This window comes from Salinicoccus roseus, from assembly GCF_003814515.1.
Classification (GTDB): Bacteria; Bacillota; Bacilli; order Staphylococcales; family Salinicoccaceae; genus Salinicoccus; species Salinicoccus roseus.
In genome coordinates this window covers 1210608-1231916 of the sequence record NZ_RKQJ01000001.1, presented here as the reverse complement: position 1 = coordinate 1231916, position 21309 = coordinate 1210608, and the positions used below count along the sequence as shown (strand labels likewise).

23 protein-coding genes, 1 other RNA gene and 1 riboswitch are annotated in these 21309 nt (G+C 47.7%); of the genes, 20 read left to right on the top strand and 4 right to left on the bottom strand.

What is annotated here, in order from left to right; genetic code table 11:
• The first annotated feature begins 1 nt into the window (after position 1).
• The 5 genes from rnr (at position 2) to EDC33_RS06225 (ending at position 5032) form a co-directional block, all read left to right on the top strand.
• Complete coding sequence (gene rnr, locus EDC33_RS06245) at positions 2–2311, top strand: ribonuclease R (RefSeq protein WP_124010537.1); 2310 nt, start codon at positions 2–4, stop codon at positions 2309–2311.
• A gap of 2 nt (positions 2312–2313) precedes the next feature.
• Positions 2314–2778: an SsrA-binding protein SmpB gene (smpB, locus tag EDC33_RS06240; protein ID WP_040105080.1), complete on the top strand. Its 465-nt coding sequence runs from the start codon at positions 2314–2316 to the stop codon at positions 2776–2778.
• A 74-nt stretch (positions 2779–2852) separates the two neighbouring features.
• Positions 2853–3218: a transfer-messenger RNA gene (gene ssrA, locus EDC33_RS06235) on the top strand.
• Between the two features lie 199 nt (positions 3219–3417).
• Positions 3418–3840: a universal stress protein gene (locus EDC33_RS06230; RefSeq protein WP_124010536.1), complete on the top strand. Its 423-nt coding sequence runs from the start codon at positions 3418–3420 to the stop codon at positions 3838–3840.
• 196 nt (positions 3841–4036) lie between these two features.
• Positions 4037–5032, top strand: a complete 996-nt coding sequence (locus tag EDC33_RS06225) for a phosphoribosyltransferase-like anti-phage protein (RefSeq protein ID WP_124010535.1) — start codon at positions 4037–4039, stop codon at positions 5030–5032.
• 111 nt (positions 5033–5143) lie between these two features.
• Here EDC33_RS06225 and EDC33_RS06220 read toward each other — a convergent pair whose 3' ends face one another.
• Together EDC33_RS06220 and EDC33_RS06215 are read right to left on the bottom strand one after the other, a co-directional pair.
• Positions 5144–6724: an ABC transporter substrate-binding protein gene (locus EDC33_RS06220; protein ID WP_170156366.1), complete on the bottom strand. Its 1581-nt coding sequence runs from the start codon at positions 6722–6724 to the stop codon at positions 5144–5146.
• 199 nt (positions 6725–6923) lie between these two features.
• The gene (locus tag EDC33_RS06215; protein WP_148087052.1) at positions 6924–8570 is read right to left on the bottom strand and encodes an ABC transporter substrate-binding protein; all 1647 of its coding nucleotides are present in this window, start codon (positions 8568–8570) and stop codon (positions 6924–6926) included.
• Between the two features lie 310 nt (positions 8571–8880).
• Here EDC33_RS06215 and pgaC point away from each other — a divergent pair, with 310 nt between their 5' ends.
• From pgaC to EDC33_RS06185, 6 genes are all read left to right on the top strand, one after another.
• Complete coding sequence (pgaC, locus tag EDC33_RS06210; RefSeq protein ID WP_124010532.1) at positions 8881–10128, top strand: poly-beta-1,6-N-acetyl-D-glucosamine synthase; 1248 nt, start codon at positions 8881–8883, stop codon at positions 10126–10128.
• A complete protein-coding gene (locus EDC33_RS06205) occupies positions 10080–10382 on the top strand; it encodes an intracellular adhesion protein D (RefSeq protein ID WP_124010531.1) in 303 nt (100 codons plus the stop codon). The genes pgaC and EDC33_RS06205 overlap by 49 nt, the downstream gene beginning before the upstream one ends.
• Complete coding sequence (gene icaB / locus EDC33_RS06200) at positions 10379–11236, top strand: intercellular adhesin biosynthesis polysaccharide N-deacetylase (protein ID WP_124010530.1); 858 nt, start codon at positions 10379–10381, stop codon at positions 11234–11236. The genes EDC33_RS06205 and icaB overlap by 4 nt, the downstream gene beginning before the upstream one ends.
• Positions 11237–12274 carry an acyltransferase family protein gene (locus EDC33_RS06195; protein ID WP_124010529.1) on the top strand — a complete coding sequence of 346 codons (1038 nt, stop codon included), beginning with the start codon at positions 11237–11239 and terminating at the stop codon, positions 12272–12274.
• A 70-nt stretch (positions 12275–12344) separates the two neighbouring features.
• Positions 12345–12722, top strand: coding sequence for a YbgA family protein (locus EDC33_RS06190; RefSeq protein ID WP_124010528.1), 378 nt, complete (start codon positions 12345–12347; stop codon positions 12720–12722).
• A gap of 104 nt (positions 12723–12826) precedes the next feature.
• Positions 12827–14284 carry a Mur ligase family protein gene (locus tag EDC33_RS06185; protein WP_124010527.1) on the top strand — a complete coding sequence of 486 codons (1458 nt, stop codon included), beginning with the start codon at positions 12827–12829 and terminating at the stop codon, positions 14282–14284.
• A gap of 119 nt (positions 14285–14403) precedes the next feature.
• On the opposite strand, the gene EDC33_RS06180 is transcribed toward EDC33_RS06185, so the two are convergent.
• Positions 14404–14751, bottom strand: coding sequence for a DUF488 domain-containing protein (locus EDC33_RS06180; protein ID WP_094906602.1), 348 nt, complete (start codon positions 14749–14751; stop codon positions 14404–14406).
• Between the two features lie 145 nt (positions 14752–14896).
• Here EDC33_RS06180 and aroD point away from each other — a divergent pair, with 145 nt between their 5' ends.
• A complete protein-coding gene (aroD, locus tag EDC33_RS06175) occupies positions 14897–15640 on the top strand; it encodes a type I 3-dehydroquinate dehydratase (RefSeq protein ID WP_094906601.1) in 744 nt (247 codons plus the stop codon).
• A gap of 39 nt (positions 15641–15679) precedes the next feature.
• Here aroD and EDC33_RS06170 read toward each other — a convergent pair whose 3' ends face one another.
• On the bottom strand, positions 15680–15997 hold the full coding sequence (locus EDC33_RS06170) for a thioredoxin family protein (RefSeq protein ID WP_094906600.1): 318 nt from the start codon (positions 15995–15997) through the stop codon (positions 15680–15682).
• A gap of 141 nt (positions 15998–16138) precedes the next feature.
• Here EDC33_RS06170 and EDC33_RS06165 point away from each other — a divergent pair, with 141 nt between their 5' ends.
• The 8 genes from EDC33_RS06165 to EDC33_RS06130 all read left to right on the top strand — a co-directional run bounded on the left by EDC33_RS06165 (position 16139) and on the right by EDC33_RS06130 (position 21113).
• Positions 16139–16501: a Spx/MgsR family RNA polymerase-binding regulatory protein gene (locus EDC33_RS06165; protein ID WP_124010526.1), complete on the top strand. Its 363-nt coding sequence runs from the start codon at positions 16139–16141 to the stop codon at positions 16499–16501.
• 63 nt (positions 16502–16564) lie between these two features.
• The gene (gene gcvH, locus EDC33_RS06160) at positions 16565–16945 is read left to right on the top strand and encodes a glycine cleavage system protein GcvH (RefSeq protein ID WP_031547485.1); all 381 of its coding nucleotides are present in this window, start codon (positions 16565–16567) and stop codon (positions 16943–16945) included.
• 62 nt (positions 16946–17007) lie between these two features.
• Positions 17008–17415: a toprim domain-containing protein gene (locus EDC33_RS06155; protein WP_031547483.1), complete on the top strand. Its 408-nt coding sequence runs from the start codon at positions 17008–17010 to the stop codon at positions 17413–17415.
• On the top strand, positions 17366–17683 hold the full coding sequence (locus EDC33_RS06150) for a thioredoxin family protein (RefSeq protein ID WP_084184997.1): 318 nt from the start codon (positions 17366–17368) through the stop codon (positions 17681–17683). Before EDC33_RS06155 ends, EDC33_RS06150 begins: the two co-directional genes overlap by 50 nt.
• Positions 17684–17723: 40 nt before the next feature.
• Positions 17724–17822: riboswitch (SAM riboswitch) on the top strand.
• A gap of 107 nt (positions 17823–17929) precedes the next feature.
• Positions 17930–18949 (top strand): methionine ABC transporter ATP-binding protein, encoded by a 1020-nt coding sequence (locus tag EDC33_RS06145; RefSeq protein ID WP_124010525.1) that lies wholly within the window; start codon positions 17930–17932, stop codon positions 18947–18949.
• Positions 18946–19638: a methionine ABC transporter permease gene (locus EDC33_RS06140; RefSeq protein ID WP_124010524.1), complete on the top strand. Its 693-nt coding sequence runs from the start codon at positions 18946–18948 to the stop codon at positions 19636–19638. The genes EDC33_RS06145 and EDC33_RS06140 overlap by 4 nt, the downstream gene beginning before the upstream one ends.
• Positions 19639–19677: 39 nt before the next feature.
• Positions 19678–20562 (top strand): MetQ/NlpA family ABC transporter substrate-binding protein, encoded by an 885-nt coding sequence (locus EDC33_RS06135; RefSeq protein ID WP_124010523.1) that lies wholly within the window; start codon positions 19678–19680, stop codon positions 20560–20562.
• 185 nt (positions 20563–20747) lie between these two features.
• Entirely contained in the window at positions 20748–21113 is a 366-nt protein-coding gene (locus EDC33_RS06130; RefSeq protein ID WP_228310935.1) for a DUF4870 domain-containing protein, read from the top strand.
• Positions 21114–21309 lie beyond the last annotated feature (196 nt).

The following is a 21309-nucleotide window of genomic DNA, read 5'->3' as shown; positions in this document are numbered from 1 at the left end:
CATGGGTAACTATAGAGAAAAGATTCTGGAAATGATCGGATCCGAAGATTATCGGCCGATGACAATGGACCAGTTCCAGCAGGAACTGTCTGCATATGACTCCGAAGACTTCAAGGAAATGGTGAAAGAGATGGTTGCCCTTGAAGAGTCGGGGGAAGTCTACAGGACGAAGAAGGACAAGTACATGAAGATGAGCGAAACGGACCTCGTCAAAGGTAAGCTCTCCCTTCATAAGCGCGGCTTCGGTTTCCTGCGTCCGGAAGACATCGAGATGGAGGACATCTTCATTCCGCCGAATGCCATCAATGGTGCCTTCGATGGGGACATCGTCCTTGTGGAAGTGCAGAAGCATTCGCAGGGGGACAACCAGGAAGGCGAGGTCACGACCATACTGACCCGGGGTACGACACGTGTCGTCGGGGAGTATCGTGCGAGCAAGCATTTCGGATTCGTCGTCCCCGATTCGAAGAAGGTCGTCGATGACATCTTCATTCCGAAGAACCAGAACCTCGGAGCAGTGGATGGCCATAAGGTGCTCGTCGAAATCACCAAATACCGTGAAGAGGAATCAAATCCGGAAGGTCACGTCATCCAGATACTGGGCCACAAGAATGACCCTGGAGTGGATATACTATCCATCATCTTCCAACACGGAATAGAAATCGAGTTCCCGGATGAAGTGATGAAGGCGGCGGAGGCTGCACCGGATACGATCAATGAGGAAGAACTCAAAGGCCGTACGGATCTGCGTGATGAGTTCACGATTACGATAGACGGAGCCGATGCGAAAGACCTCGATGATGCGATTTCCGTCAAGAAGCTCGACAACGGCAATCATGAACTCATCGTCAGCATCGCTGATGTCAGCTACTATGTGGAGGAGGACTCTCCCCTCGATAAGGAAGCATATGAGCGGGGGACGAGTGTGTACCTGGTCGACCGGGTGATCCCGATGATACCGCACAGGCTGTCGAACGGCATCTGTTCATTGAATCCTGATGTCGACCGTCTGACGATGAGCTGCCGGATGGAGATTGATTCTGCGGGCAAGGTCGTCAACCACGACATCTTCCAGAGTGTCATCCATTCGGACCGCCGCATGACATATGACGCAGTCAACAATATGCTGGATTCCGGAGATGAAGCGTTGATTTCCGAATACAGTGACGTCTATCCGATGCTGCAGGAGGCTGAAGCACTGGCCAAGATACTCCGTGGCAGAAGGGAGCGGCGCGGCGCCATCGATTTCGACTTCAATGAAGCGCAGGTGCTCGTTGAAGCGGATGGCACCCCGGCGGATGTCGTCCTCCGTACACGTTCCGTCGGCGAGCGCATGATCGAGGAGTTCATGCTTGCCGCCAACGAGACGGTGGCTGAACATTTCCACTGGATGGAAGTCCCGTTCCTCTACCGTGTCCACGAAGACCCGAAAGAGGAGAAGCTGCGCCAGTTCTTCGAATTCGTGACCAACTTCGGCATCATCGTCAAAGGGAAGGGCAACGAAATCCATCCGCGTGCGCTGCAGGAGATCATCGAAGAAGTTGAAGGCCGTCCGGAAGAGATGGTCATCAGTACATTGATGCTGCGTTCCATGCAGCAGGCAAGGTATGCGGAGGATAATCTTGGACACTTCGGCCTGTCGGCCGAGTACTATACGCACTTCACGTCCCCGATCCGCCGTTATCCCGACCTCGTCGTCCACCGTTTGATCAGGAAGTATCTGATCGAAGGGAAGACGGACCGGAAGACGATCAATGAGATCGATGCCGAGCTGCCTGATATCGCAGAGCACACTTCAAACAGGGAAAGAAGGGCCCAGGAAGCAGAGCGGGATACCGATGACCTGAAGAAGGCGGAGTATATGATCCAGCATGTGGGCGAGACGTACGAAGGCGTCATCTCCGGCGTCATGAACTTCGGCATGTTCGTAGAGCTGCCGAATACCATAGAAGGTCTTGTCCATGTCTCCTATATGACGGACGACCACTACCAGTACCAGGAGCGTCATATGGCATTGATCGGCGACCGTACGGGCACCGTCTACCGCATCGGGGACCCTGTCGAAGTGGAAGTGTTGAGCGTCAACCTCGAAGAGCGGCTGATCGACTTCAAGGTCGTCGGAATGCCTGAACGACAGCCGAGGGAACGCAGGGACAAGCCTGTCCAGATCAAGGCCAAGTCCAAACCGAAGAATGGTGAAAAGAAGCAGGCCGGTGATAAGAAGCAGGATGGCAAGAAAAACTTCGATAAGGGCAAGACCAACAAGAAGCCATTCTACAAAGGCGCCAAAAAAAGTAAGAGGAAGAAGTAATTATGAAGAAGACACATGATAAACCCCTTGCACAGAACAGGAAAGCGAGCCACGATTATCATATTGAAGATACGATCGAAGCGGGCATCGAGCTCAGGGGGACCGAGATCAAGTCCATCAGACGGGGGTCGGCCAACTTGAAGGATGCCTATGCGCGGGTCTACAGGGGTGAGATGTATGTGTACAACATGCATATCGCCCCCTATGAGGAGGGCAACCGCTACAACCACGATCCACTGCGGACACGCAAACTGCTGCTGAAGCGGAAGGAGATCGACAAGCTGCAGGGACAGGTGCAGGAGGCAGGATATGCATTGATTCCGCTGAAGCTCTACATCAAGAACGGTTTCTGCAAAGTGCTGCTTGGTGTCGGACGCGGCAAGAAGAAGTATGACAAGCGGGAAGACCTGAAGCGCAAGCAGATGAAACGCGACGTCGACCGCGCGCTCAAGGACCGTATGCAGTAGCATCCACCTTGATTTTCATTCCGGAATATGGTATTATATAGTATACGTCTCGAGAGGGATGTACCTTTTAATCCGGGGACGTTCCGGATTCGACAGGGGCTGTTTGAGCAACTTAAGCGTGCCGGAGGTATCGGCTCCGTCATAAACGATACTCAGTTAATAATAACTGGCAAACAAGATAACTTCGCAGTAGCTGCCTAAGAGCACTCTGCATCATCCCATGACGTTTCCTGTGCGTCGTGATCGGATGATTCAACCTTAACAGGATACGCATCCGGTTCTTCCGTCTGGAGAACCGGGTGAAGAGATCAATCAGACTAGCATGGATCTATGGTCCGTTCATTACCATCAGCCATGCGAAATTGAAAAATGGACTACGCACGTAGAAAGAGTTGTGCCAAAGTCTCTGGACGCGGGTTCGACTCCCGCCGTCTCCATATCTGCCTCCGGCCCATCATCGGGCCGGGGGCTTTTTTGTGGTTCCGGCTAAAAGGGTTCTGCAGTCCTTCAAATGAAAGAGGCGGCCAAAAAACTACCGGATGAGCACAATTTTAAAATTCAGAATAATTATTGGATAAACTTATTGAAATCTGTTATTTTAGAGGCAGGAAACTTAAGAAAACAGAAGGGTGTGTGACTATGTACAAGGATATACTTCTGCCTTACGACTTTGGGAATTCCTTCAATAACGTACCGGATCAATTGGTCAAACTGACCGACAACAGCGAGGATGCGAAGATCACGATCTTCAATGTCATTCCGGAGAGCGAAATGGTGGATAACGTAAAGTATCAGGGCAAACATTTTCAGGAAATCATCCGCGATAAGGAGGAGAAGCTCAAACCTTTCCTCGAAGAACTGGAGGAAAGGGGGTTGAACTATACGACCCGCTTCAGTAAAGGACGTGTGACGAACGAGCTTCTGAAGGAGATAAATGAAAACAATTATGAAGTTGTCGTCATGAGCAACAGGCGTTCAAAACGTGAGATCAAACATGTACTTGGACATGTCACACACAAAGTGGCAAAACGTGTCAACACGCCGGTCCTGATCATCAAATAACGATTTCGAATCCCTTCCGACCCGGCTCTGCCACTTTCCGGGATTAGGAGAAGGGTCCATCGCACCGGCCTGCATCATCCATATGCAGGCTTTTTTTGGCCATAAAAGTGGAAGACGCAGCTCAATTACATATGATTACGAGGTACAGGCAGATGATGGTAGGAAATATGGTACAGCCTTTCAGGGGGGAGTGCTGATGAAGGATACAGGGGATTTGATATCTTCGCTTTTGGCTGCTGTCAGCGATTATGGGAACATAAACTTCAGCGATGGACATGTTGAAAGGTGGCTGGAGCAGTTTCCTGCGGAACATCATAAGGTCATATTGAAGGAACTGGCAAATGTGTTGGGCAGGTCATATCTTTCCAGGATGGAAATGAAGCGGATGATAGGTGAAATCACAGCGGATGCTAATATATTCCCGGACAGCGTGGAATCGGTTAAGTTCATGGATCCAAGAAAGGCGGAAGGGAACCAGAAGATGGTTCTGCAGATGTTCGATGAAGCCCTTTCTGAAGTATACGGCATCTCCATGGCTGAATGTGGGAAAGGAGAGGTTGCTTCATACATCTACATCGATGAAGCAATCTGGTCGGGTGAGCGGTTCGTTGACGGACTGAGGAGATGGGTGGCGACCTTCGATGATCTCCAGTCCATAGAGAGATTGGACATCATCGTTTTCGCTGTCCACACGAGGGATCTGGACTATATCACCGCACAAATGGAAAGGCTTCTGCCGCACACAAGAATATACTTGCGGCATTTCATCGAATTCAAAAACAGGCTGGATGATGCGAAGAAGGTTTACGAGGGCTATTGGCCCTCTTCAGGAATCGGCTATAATGAAGAAACCACCGACTACATCAGCCGTATCGTGAAGATGAGATCCAATGTCCGGGATGAAGGAGTGCCCATACTGCGTAAAAGCGGACATCCAAAATCCGATGCATACTTTACAGGGGCCATGAACAGGAAGCTGGTGGAAAAGCTCTTCCTCGAGAAGGGGGTAGAGATCGTCAATCATATGATGAAGCCGGAAGTCTATATGAAGCCTCTGGGATATGATGCTTCCAGGACACTCGGTTTCGGTTCATATTATATTTCACACTTGAATATCTCGGACCATTGCCCTCTTGTCATGTGGTGGGAGGAGGGTGGATGGTATCCTCTGTTTCCGAGGAAGGGGAACTGATCGATTGTCATCCAATGAAAAAGCCTGCGACCAAAGTCGCAGGCTTTTTCATTGAACAGAGCAGCATAAGGAGAAGGGCCATGAAGGAGCCCGTTGATGTCTGTCCTTCATTTATTTTGCAGCAATGATGCTGCTGTAATCCACAGCGCCATAATCCATTTCCACAATATTCTTCAGACCGGCAGGCAGAAAGACCTTCCGGTACTTTTTGAATAGATGGACAATGTAGACACTATCATTGATATGCTTCAATATTCTCTGGCTCATGTCCCGGGCTTCTTCGTCATTGGCGTGGGCCATGCCGAGAAACCCTTTCATTTCTTCAAGTCCACCGTACCATTCCCGGAACTTGCAGTGGGTCAGAAGATCAATCAGCTGCCAGGGATGGCTTTGATGATAGCTTTCCTTCATCAGGATCATGTCGACATCGAGTGTCTTCAGATCTGTTTCGAGATATTCATGCAGATCCATCTCGACAAATTCCACTTCGATATCGGATGCACTCAACCTTCTTCTTATATCTTCCGAGATGCTTGGATTCAACCTATCCAGCATCAACTTTATCGGGAAATCGAATTTGGGTGTGATCATTCTTCTTTCCGGTGTAAAAGCAGAAGCTTTTCGGTACAGTTCATTTTCGCTGGTGCTCCCATTATAAGTGGCATCCAGGAAGATCTGTTTCAGATAGCTTCTCTGTTCGAATGACAGCCGGTTTTTCAGCGGGTTGAATAAAATGAAGATATTCCACATGTAGATCTCAGGAAAGTATGTCCCTTCGAAAGCATTCTGCTGGTATTTCTCTATTTTCGATTCGTTGGTTATGAGATGAAGCCTTTTCACATCAGGGAGACCGAAAGTATAATGTTTGTTTTCGGAGAGGATGACAGACCTGCTGTTGTATTTCTCAACCTTGTATGAACCTGTGCCCACGGGCCTTCCATTTTTGTCAAACTTGAAAATGGCACTCATTGGCTCAGCGAGGTAATATTTCATCATAAGGCTGGCGTCCTTCACATGGAGCGACAGATGCAGATTGTCGTATACCTTCACCTTTCCCATCAGCTGAAAAATCTCCGTGTAGACACTTTCATTCTTCAATGTCTCCAATACCGTCTTTACATGTGTGCTGTCAAGCATCTCCCCATCTGAGAATTGTATCCCGCCTTTTAGAAAGAGGTGGAGTTCATCCCCCCTCCATTCATCAAACCTCAGCAGATGAACCTTGATTTCCTTATTCACATCATTTCTGTAGAGCGTCTCGAATACTTGCAGTCCGACCAGTGTGGAAGCATGTTCGATACTTAAGGCAGGGATGAATGTTTCCGGCACCTTATACAGATAATCCATCATTGCCATGGAGTTGGAAGTCGCAGGAGCCTGTCCACGTTCATATTCGATGATTTTTCCGATCGATTCGATGTACTCGACAGGCCAGGGCAGTTCGAGATATCTATTGAACTCTTCAATAGAGAGCTCATCTCTGTATTTGTTCATCTCATTGAACAGTTCCCGGGCAATATCCATATTGAGTTTGATTTTCGTTTTGACACCTCTACCGTGACCCGGAATATATTTTATATATCCTTCTTCATCCCACTTCCTTAAAATTCTGGACAGCTGTCTGGATGAAACATTCAATTCATCGCTCAGCTGCGTGAAATCCTGTCTATACTTTTCCAAATATCTTTCCAAAATGAGTAGACGCTTATCCATCATTCGTCCTGCACCCTTTCGGATGCACCCCTTTCATAGTGCATCCCCTCTTAGGTTCAGAAGGTGCACCCTCTTAAAATGCACCCTCCGTTGATTTGGTTTCAAATGGTGCACCCCCTTAAAATGCACCATTCTCCCTTAATTGGATTTAGGTAACACCCCCTTCATTATGTATGCTTTACTGTTTTGCCTCCTCTTGGTCGATGACCATAATCCGGTTGTAGTCGATGACACCAAATGGGCTGCTTGCTATGTTCCTGAAGGATGCCGGCACATTGACTCTTTTTTGGGAGTAGGTGAACGGAAGAACATATGCATGATTGACCAGGTGGCTGATGAACCGGTTTTCCATATGTGTCCAGTACTCTCTATGCTTGTTTTTATATACATGAATCAGGTCTTTTGCGATGGGACTTTCATTGAACCAGCCACTGAATCTGGCATGGCTGACCAGATGCAGGTATTTGTAGGCACTGGGAACGAACTCGCAGTTCAGGAGAATGTCCACCTCCAGTGATCTTGTGTCCATCTCATGGTAATCTTCCAAGCTCATATAGGTGACCAGCACAGGGACGTCGTGTTCAATGAGAAAATGGATCAATTGATCTGTGCCGAAGGACACTCTGTCGATGCAGAGCAGTTTCAGGGGCTTTTCGAAACTGACGGCATCCAATCCGCTGCTTGCGAGTCTTTCCTTATACTGCTGAAAGGTCTTGTGGTCTATCTTCTGCTCCCCTTTAACATATTCTTCCTTGAATTTCTGCATGACCGAGAGTACGTAGAGCCTCTGGTTATGGTCCAAAGCGTCGCTGTGGGGGTTGACCAATGCATATTCGACCCTGTTTTGGAGTGGAACTGAACGTGTCTCCATATCCCTTTGGTTCAAATATGGAAGGTATTGTTCTATGTCGCTTATCAGCCTTATCTTTTTAAGGTCTCCTGCCGGGTTCATATAGTATGGATTCCTCAAGAGGGTGATGCCTCTATGATTGGAAGTGTCGATATAGAAAGGTCCGGTGGTCAGGACTTGTTCGCCTTCGATTTTATAGATGCCGGCTTCAAGTGAGGTGAGCATTGGTTTAAGCAGATCGGTGCGGTAGGCTGCCCGGATCTCCAATTGAAACGCAGAAAGCACTTCAATGGACTGTATGATTCCGTCCATCACATCGCTGGATTGGTTCTGCAGATATCGGTTCAGGGAATCGACGACATCAGTCGCATAAAGTATGTCTCCATTATAGAACTGGATATCTTTCCTGATATAGATCCTGAGCCTGTTGCCATGCCATTCATCAAAGGATGCAAGACCCCTCTTGACTGCACCGGAATCATCCAGGTCGTACAGCCGGCACATGGTATTGAAGAGGATATGGTCCGATTGTGCATGCCACACCGCCTCTTCCAGCTCCCTATCCGGAACCGGATCCATATAGTCGACGAACACATTACCCTCTTCCCCGGGAGATTCCTGTACAGGGTGCTGGTACAGGAGCATTTCGGTCTTTTCCTTTATCACCATCTTTGATATGTCCGAGATGGGGAGGTTCAATGTCTCCTCTATATCGCCCAAGGTAAGCTTGTTTATATTCCTCATGAATTCATTAACGAAACGTTCCTCGGGATTGACTTTGAAGAGCACTTCAGAATGGATGCCCCGGCCCTGCCCCTTTTTGTACTCGATCACTCCTTCTTCGTGCCAAAGGTTCAATAATCTCGTCAAATGCCTGTCCGACACTTCCAGTCTCTCGGCGATTTGCCGGCGGTCGAATTCATGATTTTCGATGAAATCATAAAGCAGCAGCAGTTTTTTATCCAAATAGATCAAGAGAAACACCTCACTTATGCATTATTCCTTCTGGTAAAAGGGGGGAGACATCTGGAAAGACATTAAACAAGGACACCATCTTCAATCTTGTCCATGTTGCCAAATACGATAGTATACTCGCTTTCATTATACAACTATATCCGGAATATACAATGGTAGCGCTTACAATATATTGAATTAATTGATAACTGGCGAATTAATATGGACACGGTATGATTAATTGTCCCTTTTCTGGACAAGCATATCGCCTTACGATAGTCAATGCACCCAATAGAAGGTATTGGAAATGTTATTAGGAGTGTGTTGAACTATGCAAATACTACTTGACCTGCTTCTTTTCTATCCGATTGTCATATCCGTCTTCTGGCTCATCGGCACGATAATGTTCTTCGTATTGCGTGAAGTATGGTTGAGCAGGAAGATCGATACGGACAAGGAGGATGTAGAAGGGATTACATTCATCGTCCCCTGCTATAACGAAGCAGACACCATCAAGGAGACGATCGTGAGCCTCGATGCGCTCAAATACCCCCAAAAGGAAATAATGGTCGTCAATGACGGAAGCAGTGACCGCTCGTCTGAGGTTCTGCACGAACTCAATGCCAAATATGACTTCACTTTCATCGACCTGAAGGTGAACAGGGGCAAGGCGAATGCTTTGAACACTGCGGTTGAAAACGCCAGCCATGATTATGTCATGGTCATCGATGCAGATACGATGGTGGATGATGCTGCGCCGTACTACATGATGGAGAACTTCAAAAAATTCAATAACATCGGTGCCGTCACCGGCAACCCGAGAATAAGGAACAAATCTTCGCTGCTTGCGAAAATACAGACGGTCGAATATGCCAGCATCATCGGATGCATCAAACGTGCACAGGTGCTGACCGGCTTCGTCAACACGATTTCAGGGGTCTTCACCCTATTTGACAAGAAGGCACTGAAAGATGTGGGATATTTTGATACGGACATGATTACTGAAGACATTGCAGTATCATGGAAGTTCCACTTTGCTGGATACAAGATCCAATATGAACCGCGTGCACTCTGCTGGATGCTGGTGCCCGAGACTTTCAGGGGACTCTTCACCCAGCGGTTGAGGTGGGCACAGGGAGGACAGGAAGTACTCATCAGGGATTTCAAGAACATGCTCAAAGTGAAAAACCCTTCATTATGGATACTCTACCTTGAGCAGGTGTTCTCAGTAATCTGGGTATACTCCATCATTGCGACTCTCCTATATGCACTGCTCAGCACCAATTTCCTGGATTATTACTTCTATGCCTTCAACTTGAACCTCGTATTCCTGTCAGCCTTCGTACTCACCTTTGTAAACGTCATACAATTTACGATATCAGTCCTGATAGACAGCAGGTATGAGAAGAAGAACCTCCTCTACATCGTCTTCCTGAGCTGGTATCCGGTATTCTACTGGCTGATCAATGCTGTAGTGGCTGTCATTGCACTGCCGCGCGCAATCAAACGTAAGAAAGGGGAATTTGCGACATGGAAAAGTCCAGACAGAGGAGATATCCAACAGTCAAATCAAATTTAAATATACTCAGGGAAGTGTTCATCTCGGCATTTTCCCTGCTGCTTTGGATGTATAGTACAGTGGCGCTTATGACAATATCTTTCACGCTGCTCAATTTGGACACCTACTATGTCCAGCTCAGCCGCACGATTTTGAATGTGGATCCGGCTGACATCGAGTTCATATTCACGGTAGTAGTCATTGGTGCTGCAGTTTCATTCGTTTATCTTCTGGCAACCTATTTTGCCAATCTAGTTAGGGTGACTTCAAAATGACTTTTTTAAAATTGATGATGTCCGGTGCAATGATGATGTCGCTTATACTGAATCAAGCTAACCTTTCTACGGAATATCCCGAGCAGGACAGGCCCGAAGATCTGGCCCATGAAGAGAACAGCTGTGTGGGGCTGAACTATCACAGGGTCAGGGATTACGGAGTGGTGGAGAATGTTTTCAGGTTCCTCTCAAGCAACAAGGAACTCAGTGTCTACAGTGTCTCGACGGAAGCATTCGAATCTCAGATGAAATTCCTGCGTGACCAGGATGCCAATTTCGTCACCATGGAGGAACTGATCGGATATTATGAAGAAGGGAATTTCCCGGAACGCTGCGTCTGGGTCAGTTTTGATGATATGGATACGACAATCCGTGAGAATGCCCATCCGATATTGGAAAAATACAGCATCCCTGCCACCGGCTTTGTCATAACTGGTGAAGTGGGCAATGAAGATTTCAATAATATTTCATTGCTGGAGCAGGAACAGCTGAATAAAATGGAAGCGTCGGGACTCTGGGAATTTTCGACACATACCCATGATTTCCATCATCTGGACGGCAATACAGCGAGACTGCTGACTAAGAATGAAGAAGAGGTGAAAGCTGATACACAAGCGAGCCAGGATTACTTCGAGTCTGAGTTTGATGGTAAAGATATCAACTCGATAGCGTATCCGTTCGGCCAAGCGAATGACACGGCTACAGAAGTTTTTGGAGACCAGGGGATAGATTACGGCTTCACTCTGGAAGAGAAGGAAATCCGGCCGGATTCACATCCTTATTATATTCCTAGGGTGCTGGTCAGTGAAGACGCCTTCGAACTGCTGATTGAGGACTGGGAAGGGTTGAGGTAAATGAAGACAGAACTGAATTATCTGCGTGTCATACTGAGTGTATTCATCGTCCTGACCCACCTGCTCACCCAGTACGCCATAAGCACCGAACCGGATGAAAACCAGATACAGGTACTGTACTGGATCAGAAACATCTTCATCGTGGCGACACCGGGCTTCATCATACTCTCAGTACTGCTCAGCACAATGAACTACAGGGAAAAGCTCCCGGAGAACTATTTATGGAACCGGGTCAAGTTCATACTGGTTCCCTACCTGATGGTGGGCATCATCTATGCCTTTACAGAAAACACCTTCAGGGAGGATACGTTCTGGGAAATCTTTCTGGACAGCGTACTGCTGGGCAACTGGTATGGCTATTTCATACTGGTCATCATGCAGTTCTTCGTTCTTAATTGGATCATATTCAGAATCAGCCCAAAGATCCTGAATTCAAAGCTGCTGCTGTTCGTGTCATTCATCGTGAACTTTGCATTCCTGTACAGCTACTATAATCACAGCTTCACAGGAAACCTTGTGGATAACATCTATCCGTTCGGCAATGAAACGTTTATACTCGGATGGATATTCTTCTACTTTTTTGGTGCCTATATTGGTGCAAACTATGAAAAGGTGCTGGCCTTCATCCATGATCAGATTGCCATCATCCTATTGTTGGTCATCATCTCCTACACGATATTGATATTCATGAACCGTGGAGATTACTATACTGTGACAAGCTTTGATTATGCACTCATGCCGCTTCATACTGTAGGGTTCCTCTTCATTTTGAATACCTCTACACAGTTGACAGGTCTGGCGCCGAACGTGTATGCCCTGATATCAAGCTTCTCATTCTTCATCTTCCTGTTCCATCCGATCATATTGCCGGGAATATACAGTACAACCTCTGTGTTTGCAGATATGACGATCATCTTCATCTTGACTTCACTCCTCTTGACGATCGGAATGTGCCTCGGCATCGGAATCATACTGAAGCAGTTCCCGATCTTCAAATTCCTGATCGGAAAACAGCCCTACAAGATAGACAGGATATAACCACCAAAGCCTGCAGCCAACGGTTGCAGGCTTTTTATCATGGGTAGAATGGGAAGGAGGAGGGAAGGATATGAAGGAAAGGGGCAGAATGGAGCAGTTGTGGGCCCATGAAAAATACCGGGTGATGTTCCACAGCCAGAAGCACTACAATGAAATCCGCGAAGTCCTGAAGGGTGCCGCTTCCTATGAGACGGTCGAAAGGCTGATCATGGAAGCAATCAAGGTCTCGCCAACCAAAGGGTCTATGATGAATGCCATCGATCATATGTGGGGCTATTTCAGGAATTGCAGCGATGAGGACGAGAAAACGGAGTACAGGAGACTAAAGGAGCATCTTCTGGAAGGTGAAGTGGAGGCTGAAGCATTGCTTTACTTCCTGGCTGTCCTCTCAAAGAAATATCATGAGCAGTATCTGCTCAATTCGTCGATTATGGAATCATATATATAGCGCAAAAATTTTATCCCGGAGGTATTATGACGGGGTGATTTAATGTATAGTATAAGGACCAACCATAGGGTGAATTTACAATTAAAGGAATAAAGGGGACTTTGATGAAGGCGGCAACAGTATTCGAAACGATTCGGGAAAACATCACTGGTTACAATGTGAATACAGAAATGCACAATGAAGAAGTGGTGCAGGGCATCACTTCGATGTACCAGAACCTCGGGGAAGACCATATCTTCATGCTCAAAGCATCAAAAAACTCAGCAAAGTATCTTCAGGAGGCGATTTTGCGGAAACCGGTGCTCATCATCACTGATTTTGAAGAGGATGCCTTCATCGATTTCCATGATGAAGTCGCCATCTGCTATGTCGATGACTTCGCCAGGGTGTCGATCAGGCTAGTGGAACTCTTCTACGGTGAGCACATCAGAAACCTGAAATATATCGCGGTGACCGGGACGAACGGCAAGACGACGACAAGCCATTTCATCGGACGCCTGCTGTCGGAACTCGGCTATAAAGTGGCGACGATCGGTACCCTCGGGGTGTTCGATGGCGCATACGAAAAGGTGGACTTTGCACACACGACGCCGACCACTCCGATGCACTTCGAGTTCGCTGAAATCATCAAGTACTTTTCAACGAGGGAATATGATTATATCGTCTATGAAGCCACATCCATCGCCCTGGACCAGGGGCGGACGGGATTCATACGCAATGACCTGGCGGTATTCATCAATTTCAGTCCGGAGCATCTGGACTACCACAGGACGATGTCACGGTATCTCGAATCGAAGCTGAGCCTGGCCGAGCTGAGTGACGAGGTGCTCGTCAATATGGATGCCTCCGAATACCGGGTACTGGCGAAGGACAGGCATCATTTTTCTGAGCACGAGGATACCTACTACCGCTATCGGACGGACATCGACCATATCGACCTCCATGTAGGGGATGTCCATTATGAAGTCAGGCCCCGATTCCTCGGTGAGCATAACTACATCAACCTGGCGACGGGCATATTCGCCCTGTTGAAATTAGGGCATGATGTTGAAGCGGTGATCCGGGCAGCAGATGTGGTCACGCCTCCAATACACCGCTTCGAGCTGTTTTCAGAAGGACAGCATCAATTCATACTGGATTTCGCCCACACTCCGGTTGCAATCAAGGAATCCATCATCAACGCGATGAAATATGCGGAAAAGATGGAGAAGAAGCTGATCGTCATGGTGACTGGAATTGGAATGAGGGGATATCGCAAGATCAGGATGACGATGAAATTGGTCCCTGAGGGGCTGCATCACCTGGTGCTGGCTGCAGAGCAGATCGGCTATGAAGATGAGGAGAAGATCGTCGGCATGATGCAGAAGCATCTGCCACCATCGTATGATGATTCCAACACCACTACGGCATTATCACGCCAGGAGGGCATCATGCGGGCCATCGGCAATGCCGGTCCGGATACGATCATACTATTGACGGGCATCAATGAACCCCAGCATTACAGGGGGGATGTGATTGCCCACGATGACAGGCAATTCATCCTGCAGTATCTGGAGGATTAGGGTAAACGTAAAAGGACACTTCCAATCGGAAGTGTCCTCTTCACGATGATTGTATGGATACTTTATCCATACAATCACCAACCGGCTCAAGGAATATAGATGACCCTTGAAGCAGTGGCTCAATCCATATTTTCAATGTATTCCTTTATGGCTGCGGCCTGGTTGTGCTTTTCATCCTTCGCTCCATACAGGAGTGTGACGTTATGACCCGCGCTCTGTGCTTTTATTTCTTTGAGGGTCTCCTTATGGCCGTCGAGTTCCTTGAAGTACCTTTCCTTGAAGGTGTCCCACTTCCCGGGGTCATGATCGAACCATTGCCTGAGTTCCTTGGAGGGCGCCAGGGATTTGTACCATTCGTCGTGTGCCAGGTCCTCTTTGCTGATGCCCCGCGGCCAGATACCGTCGACGAGTATCCTTCTTCCATCCTGCTTCGATATATCATCATAAGCCCGCTTCATCTTCAGCATTTTCATCACCTCATTATGATTGTCCCCGTTGTATTAAGGGAATAAACAATATAGGAATTTTACATATATTCCATTAAGGTGATTGAATTTTCTTTAAACTTTCTATAATGTATATAAATAAAAAGAGATTGCGAGAGGGATCCATATGAATATTAAAGGTGTAGAAATTGGAGCAGGGCAACCGAAGGTGGTGGTTTCTTTTACGAACCATTCCAAAGAGACGATCGACGAAGAAATCGAGTCGGCGCTATCCCACCCGGGGATATTCGACATTGTCGAAATCAGGAGTGATGCATTCGACGCATTGAGTCATGAAGAACACATCAACCTGATCAACCACATCGTCGAAGAGATGAAGGACTATCCGATCATCTATACGTACCGTACGCTGAATGAAGGCGGAAAGGGGCAGAAGACGGCGGCGGAGTACGAATCCCTGCTCAATGCTGTACTTGAACAGTGCAGCATCGACATCATCGACATCGAATTCTTCAAATATGAGGATATCGTGGATAACCTTGTCCAGAAGGCGAAGGAGAAGGGTGTCGGCGTCATTCTGAGCCAGCATGACTTCAAGGATACACCGCACTTTGATGAGATGATGGCGACATATATGAATATGTATGAACGGGGCGGAGACATACTGAAGCTTGCCTACAAGCCCTCAGACGGACGGGATGTGCTCAGCGTACTCAGCGCCGTCCATGACGCACGGGAAAAGTTCAACTGCCAGATAGTCGGGATTGCGATGGGTGAGATGGGCAGGATCACACGTCTTGCAGGCGGAGTATTCGGCTCCTGCCTGACATACGGGTATATCTCCCATAAGGCGGCCCCGGGACAGGTTCATGCCGAGGTCCTCAAGGAGAACTTGAAGATATTCGAATAGCCATAAGAAAAGCGTCCAACTTTGGACGCTTTCCTTGTGCTATATGCTTTTCTGAAGGAAATCCTTGACCGATTCGGGGGACTTCGCATCTGCAGAGTGGAGATGCGCGAGCTTCTCCCCATTTTGGAAGACGAGCAGGCTCGGGATGCCCATGACATCATTTTCATCCGCCGCTTCCGGCACTTCGTCACGGTTCAGTTCATACCAGTCGATGTGCTTGTATTCCTCAAGGATCGGATCGATGAACATGTTCATGCGTGTGCAGTCCGGGCACCAGTCGGCGAAGAATTTGATGATGATCTTGTCATCGCCCTGTATTTTCTTGCTATAGTCATCATATTGTCTGATTGCTTCCATTATCAATGCTCCTTTAACAGTGTGATTATCATCCATTTTATCATCTTTCGGACGGAATATGAAACGGGCAGTCCGATTCCGCTTGCAATATGCATTTATTTGCAAGTATATTATGGATAACAACCCTTCTGGAGGTAATGGATGATTACATTATATGAATACCCGAAATGCACGACCTGTCGCAAAGGAAAGAAGTTCCTGCAGGAAAATGACGTTGAATTCGAGAGCATAGACATGGTGAAGCAGCCGCCGGCAGCCGGCACACTGTCCGAACTGGTGGAGCGCTCGGGCAGGGATATCGACGAATTCTTCAACAAGCGCGGCAAGAAGTTCAAGGAACTCGGCCTCAAGGAACGTCTCGATGAAATGACGAAAGAGGAGAAGGTTGAACTGCTTTCAACAGACGGCATGCTGATCAGGCGCCCCCTTCTCTATGACGGCTCCAGCGTAGTGCTCGGCTTCAAGGAAGAGGAATACAAACAATTTGTGAACAGCCAGAATTAGCCTTGCCTAAATAGTGTGAACTATGAGATTATATAAGTGTATAAGAAAAAGGAGGTTTTTGTCGTGGCAACACCTAAAGAATTCAAGTATTCAGAAGACCATGAATGGGTCAAATTTGAAGATGGCAAGGCAACAATCGGTATTACGGAATTCGCCCAATCCGAACTCGGTGATATCGTATTTGTGGAGCTGCCTGCTGAAGGCGATGAAATTACTACTGGGGAATCGTTCGGCAGTGTGGAGTCCGTTAAGACGGTATCCGAACTGTATGCGCCGCTCAGTGGTACAGTAGTCGAAATCAATGAAGAACTCGAGGACAGCCCTGAGCTTGTCAATGAATCTCCTTATGAGGAAGCATGGATGGTGGTCATTGAACTGTCCGATGAATCACAACTTGATAAACTGATGGATGCGGATGCCTACGAAGAAATGGTGGATGCATAAAAACTGAAACTCTGGACATCGTCTGGAGTTTTTTTTCAAATATGATACCAGGGGTGAATACAATGTATTTTTCCGATAAAGTGCTCATTGTCGAAGGAAAGACGGATAAGCGGCGCATCGAAGAAGTATTGATTGAACCTGTACAGATCATATGCACCCATGGTACAATGGGAATCTCAAAATTGGATGAGATTCTCGACCAGCTGAATGGCTCCGACATCTATATCCTGTCCGACGCGGACAAAGAGGGAAAAAACATCAGGAAATGGTTTAAAAAACATCTGAGTGAAAGTACTCACATATATATTGACCCGAAATTCGGTGAAGTGGGCCGCTGCCCACGCGACTACTTGGCAAACCTCCTTATGAGACACGATTTCTATGTAGATACAAGCTTGATCATGAAAGGTAAGTTCAGTAATGATGAAAGAACCAAGGACAATCGATATTACCAGCCGTATTCAATCTGAGGAGACGTTCGTGCTCTATGGCTATGCGCCGATATGTGCCAACTGCCAGATTGCGGAAAGGATGCTCGATATCGTCTCTGAAATGAAGGGATTTTCATATACTTCCATAAATTTGAACTATCATAAGGATCTCATTGAATTGTATGAAATCAGATCGGCGCCCGCACTGCTTCTGTTCAGGAAGGGCAGACTGATCAGGGAAGTATATGCCTTCCAGTCGGTGACCCATCTGACGGAAGTGTTCGATGAATTCCTTGTTGACGAATAGGAATGCGGATGATAGTATTATTAACAATCTAATAATGAAACTCTTATCAAGAGTGGTGGAGGGAAGTGCCCGATGAAACCACGGCAACCGTCTTTATGACAAGGTGCCAATTCACTGATCGACTGGTCGAAGATGAGAGGCTGATGGATAAAACCGGTGCCTACTCAACTTTTGAGTGGGCTTTTTATTTCTTTAGTGGAACGGAAAATGTACGACCTTTCCAATATACAAGTCAGGGTGAAACGTATGATCGATATAAAGAAAGCAACGAAAGTTTTCAAGACAAAGAACAATACCATCCAGGCTGTGGATGATGTCAATCTCCATATCAAGGAAGGGGAGATATTTGGTGTCATCGGCTATTCTGGTGCGGGCAAATCCACGCTGATCAGAATGCTGAATGGGCTGGAACAGCCCTCTTCGGGCGAAGTGGTGATCGGCGAAGATGTCATCAGTGCGATGACCCGGGCAAACCTGCTCAGGAAACGCCAGAAGGTCTCCATGATCTTCCAGCACTTCAACCTGCTCTGGTCGCGGACCGTCGCCGAAAACATCAGCTTCCCGCTGGAGATTGCCGGTGTACCGAAGAAGGAGCGTGCGCGCCGTGTAGCCGAGCTCGTGGACCTCGTCGGTCTCACGGGGCGCGAAGATAACTACCCAAGCCAGCTCTCCGGTGGTCAGAAGCAGCGGGTCGGCATTGCACGGGCTCTCTCCAACAGGCCGGAAGTGCTTCTGTGTGATGAGGCGACGAGTGCGCTCGATCCCGAAACGACCGACGAGGTCCTCGAGCTGCTGGTGAAGATCCGTGATGAAATGGATCTCACCATCGTCCTCATCACCCATGAGATGCATGTCATCCGCAAGATATGCGACCGTGCGGCAGTGATGGAAAATGGCCGGGTCGTGGAGACAGGGCCGGTGATAAAGCTGTTCCAGAATCCGGAGCATGGCGTGACGAAACGCTTTGTCAAAGATGACATCAACGATGAGGAGACGGCCCTGTCATTCGAGGAGGTCAGGGAGATGTTCCCGACCTCGAAAATACTCAAGCTCGGCTTTGTCGGCTCTCAGTCCAAAGCGCCGATCGTCTCGCAGGTCGTCAAGAAATACAATCTTGATCTGAACATCCTCTCGGGCAATATCAAGCGGACGAACAATGAGTCCTATGGCCACCTGTATGTGGCAATCGACATTGATGATGCGGACCTTGAAAGCCTGGAGCAGGAACTGGCTGAACATGCTGTGACAGTGGAGGTGGAAGGATGAGCGAATTCATCAATGCATTCGCCGAGATGTTCTCATTCGAAAACGTCAAATGGGATGATGTCTTTACGGCGACGAACGAAACGCTTTACATGACCGTCATTTCCACTGCGTTTACATTCATATTCGGGCTGATTCTCGGAATCATCCTTTTCCTGTCATCCAAAAGCGAGCATGCGGCCAGTGCGCCGGTCTATGGCGTCACTGCTTTCCTTGTCAACCTGTTCCGTGCGATTCCATTCATCATACTGATCATCCTCCTCATTCCATTCACGAAGGTGCTGATGGGGACGATCATGGGGTCGCAGGGGGCACTGCCTGCACTCATCATCGGTGCATCGCCCTTCTATGCACGCCTCGTTGAAATCGGGCTCAAGGAGATAGACAAAGGGGTGATTGAAGCCGCCGAATCCATGGGCGCCAATACATGGACGATCATCTGGAAGGTGCTGCTGCCGGAATCATTGCCGGCGCTCATTTCAGGCATCACCGTCACCGCCATCATGCTTGTCGGCTCCACAGCGATTGCCGGCGTCATCGGTGCGGGGGGCCTCGGCAACCTGGCATATATGGTCGGTTTCACAAGAAACCAGAGTGATGTCACCCTGGTCGCAACTGTAGCAATACTGATTATCGTCTTTGTCATCCAGATTCTTGGGGACTTGACCGCAAAAGCGGTCGACAAGCGGTAGTCATTAAAATAAAACCAATCAGGAAAGAGGGAAAGTGTAATGAAGAAGATTTTCTTGCTGCTCACCATTTCTATTTTTGCAGCTCTATTGGTCGCATGCGGCAGCGGCGGTTCGGAAGATGCCGTAACTGAGGACAGTGAAGAAAGCGAAGAAACAACGGAGAACGCTGAGAACGAAGAGACGGAAGAAGCGGGCGGTACGATATCCATCGCAGCATCTCCAGCACCACATGCAGAAATCCTTGAAGAAGCGGCAACGGTTCTTGAGGAAGAGGGGATAGAACTCGATATTTCCATCGTCAATGACTACACGACGCCAAACCGTCTGCTTGCTGACGAGGAAGTGGATGCAAACTACTTCCAGCATACGCCATACCTGGAAACGGAAAAGGAATCCCACGACTATGACATCACAAGTGCGGGAAATGTACATATCGAGCCGATGGCCGTATATTCCCAGGATTACGACTCACTGGAGGATCTGCCCGATGGATCCACCATCCTCGTGTCCAACAACCCTGCTGAAGAAGGGCGTTTCCTTTCATTCTTCGTAGATGCAGGCCTGGTTGAAATCGAAGATGGCATTGACATTGAAGATGCGACTTTCGATGACATCACATCAAATGAAAAGAATTTTGAATTCGATAACCAGACTGCTCCGGAGCTGCTTGTCAGCATGTATGAAAACAATGAAGCCCCGGCAGTCATCATCAACTCCAACTTCGCACTGGACGGCGGACTGAGCCCGACGGAGGATTCCATCGTCGTCGAAGATGGAAATTCCCCTTATGCCAACCTTGTGGCAGTCCGCACCGGCGATGAAGAGCGTGAAGACATCCAGAAACTCATGGAAGTGCTCCAGGGTGAAGAGATCAAGCAGTTCATCGAAGAGAATTATGAAGGTGCAGTCATTCCAACAGAATAATGCAGGGCCCCCGGTTGTGGACCGGGGGTTTTCTTACGATTAATATGTTTTAATTGAAAAAAATCCTGTCCTTTTTTCAATTCTCATGGAATGGATACTGGAAAGAAATTGAAACAGCGTGTTATTTTTTGAGGTATTAGGGTAAATATACACTGTATAGTATTTTAATTGGAGGGGGAGGAGAAATGAACGAAGGAAATATGAACGGAAGAAACGTAGATGGAGAAAAAGTCCACGTCTTCGACAAGTCCCTCGTAATGGTTTCATTCATCGTATCCGCCTTTACAGCTGTCCTCGGCCCGCTGCTCATCTGGGTACTTAAGAAGGACGATGATCCTGCTACAGGAGAAGCATTAAGGCATGTAGTCAATTTCGGCCTTTCCTACACGATCTACATGTTCATCGCCTGGCTTACATCCTTTATCCTCATCGGTCTGATCATCGGCCCGATCATCACCATCGCATTCTATGTATTCCTAATCATCGGCGCCATCCAGGCGAATGACGGGAAAGTCTACAAACCCCCATTCACCCTGGACATCATCAAGTAGCCATTTTCATTTACCTCACGACCATTATCAGTCGTGAGGTCTATTTTATGGGCCTTTTCCCGTGAAAAGGGGGGTAAAGGTTTAAAGTGTGGCGCATTTACGTTATAATATAATGGTAATTTAAATCCCGTACCAGGCTTTGACTATTATTTATAATTATTATAAACTGGTATGGAGAAACTTATACAAAATAATC

What these genes read in the sequence shown, in the direction of transcription:
- rnr (WP_124010537.1), top strand. Translation starts at nt 2, where the DNA reads ATGGGTAACTATAGAGAAAAGATTCTGGAAATGATCGGATCCGAAGAT.
- smpB (WP_040105080.1), top strand. Translation starts at nt 2,314, where the DNA reads ATGAAGAAGACACATGATAAACCCCTTGCACAGAACAGGAAAGCGAGC.
- EDC33_RS06230 (WP_124010536.1), top strand. Translation starts at nt 3,418, where the DNA reads ATGTACAAGGATATACTTCTGCCTTACGACTTTGGGAATTCCTTCAAT.
- EDC33_RS06225 (WP_124010535.1), top strand. Translation starts at nt 4,037, where the DNA reads ATGAAGGATACAGGGGATTTGATATCTTCGCTTTTGGCTGCTGTCAGC.
- pgaC (WP_124010532.1), top strand. Translation starts at nt 8,881, where the DNA reads ATGCAAATACTACTTGACCTGCTTCTTTTCTATCCGATTGTCATATCC.
- EDC33_RS06205 (WP_124010531.1), top strand. Translation starts at nt 10,080, where the DNA reads ATGGAAAAGTCCAGACAGAGGAGATATCCAACAGTCAAATCAAATTTA.
- icaB (WP_124010530.1), top strand. Translation starts at nt 10,379, where the DNA reads ATGACTTTTTTAAAATTGATGATGTCCGGTGCAATGATGATGTCGCTT.
- EDC33_RS06195 (WP_124010529.1), top strand. Translation starts at nt 11,237, where the DNA reads ATGAAGACAGAACTGAATTATCTGCGTGTCATACTGAGTGTATTCATC.
- EDC33_RS06190 (WP_124010528.1), top strand. Translation starts at nt 12,345, where the DNA reads ATGAAGGAAAGGGGCAGAATGGAGCAGTTGTGGGCCCATGAAAAATAC.
- EDC33_RS06185 (WP_124010527.1), top strand. Translation starts at nt 12,827, where the DNA reads ATGAAGGCGGCAACAGTATTCGAAACGATTCGGGAAAACATCACTGGT.
- EDC33_RS06180 (WP_094906602.1), bottom strand. Translation starts at nt 14,751, where the DNA reads ATGCTGAAGATGAAGCGGGCTTATGATGATATATCGAAGCAGGATGGA.
- aroD (WP_094906601.1), top strand. Translation starts at nt 14,897, where the DNA reads ATGAATATTAAAGGTGTAGAAATTGGAGCAGGGCAACCGAAGGTGGTG.
- EDC33_RS06170 (WP_094906600.1), bottom strand. Translation starts at nt 15,997, where the DNA reads ATGGAAGCAATCAGACAATATGATGACTATAGCAAGAAAATACAGGGC.
- EDC33_RS06165 (WP_124010526.1), top strand. Translation starts at nt 16,139, where the DNA reads ATGATTACATTATATGAATACCCGAAATGCACGACCTGTCGCAAAGGA.
- EDC33_RS06155 (WP_031547483.1), top strand. Translation starts at nt 17,008, where the DNA reads ATGTATTTTTCCGATAAAGTGCTCATTGTCGAAGGAAAGACGGATAAG.
- EDC33_RS06150 (WP_084184997.1), top strand. Translation starts at nt 17,366, where the DNA reads ATGATGAAAGAACCAAGGACAATCGATATTACCAGCCGTATTCAATCT.
- EDC33_RS06145 (WP_124010525.1), top strand. Translation starts at nt 17,930, where the DNA reads ATGATCGATATAAAGAAAGCAACGAAAGTTTTCAAGACAAAGAACAAT.
- EDC33_RS06140 (WP_124010524.1), top strand. Translation starts at nt 18,946, where the DNA reads ATGAGCGAATTCATCAATGCATTCGCCGAGATGTTCTCATTCGAAAAC.
- EDC33_RS06135 (WP_124010523.1), top strand. Translation starts at nt 19,678, where the DNA reads ATGAAGAAGATTTTCTTGCTGCTCACCATTTCTATTTTTGCAGCTCTA.
- EDC33_RS06130 (WP_228310935.1), top strand. Translation starts at nt 20,748, where the DNA reads ATGAACGAAGGAAATATGAACGGAAGAAACGTAGATGGAGAAAAAGTC.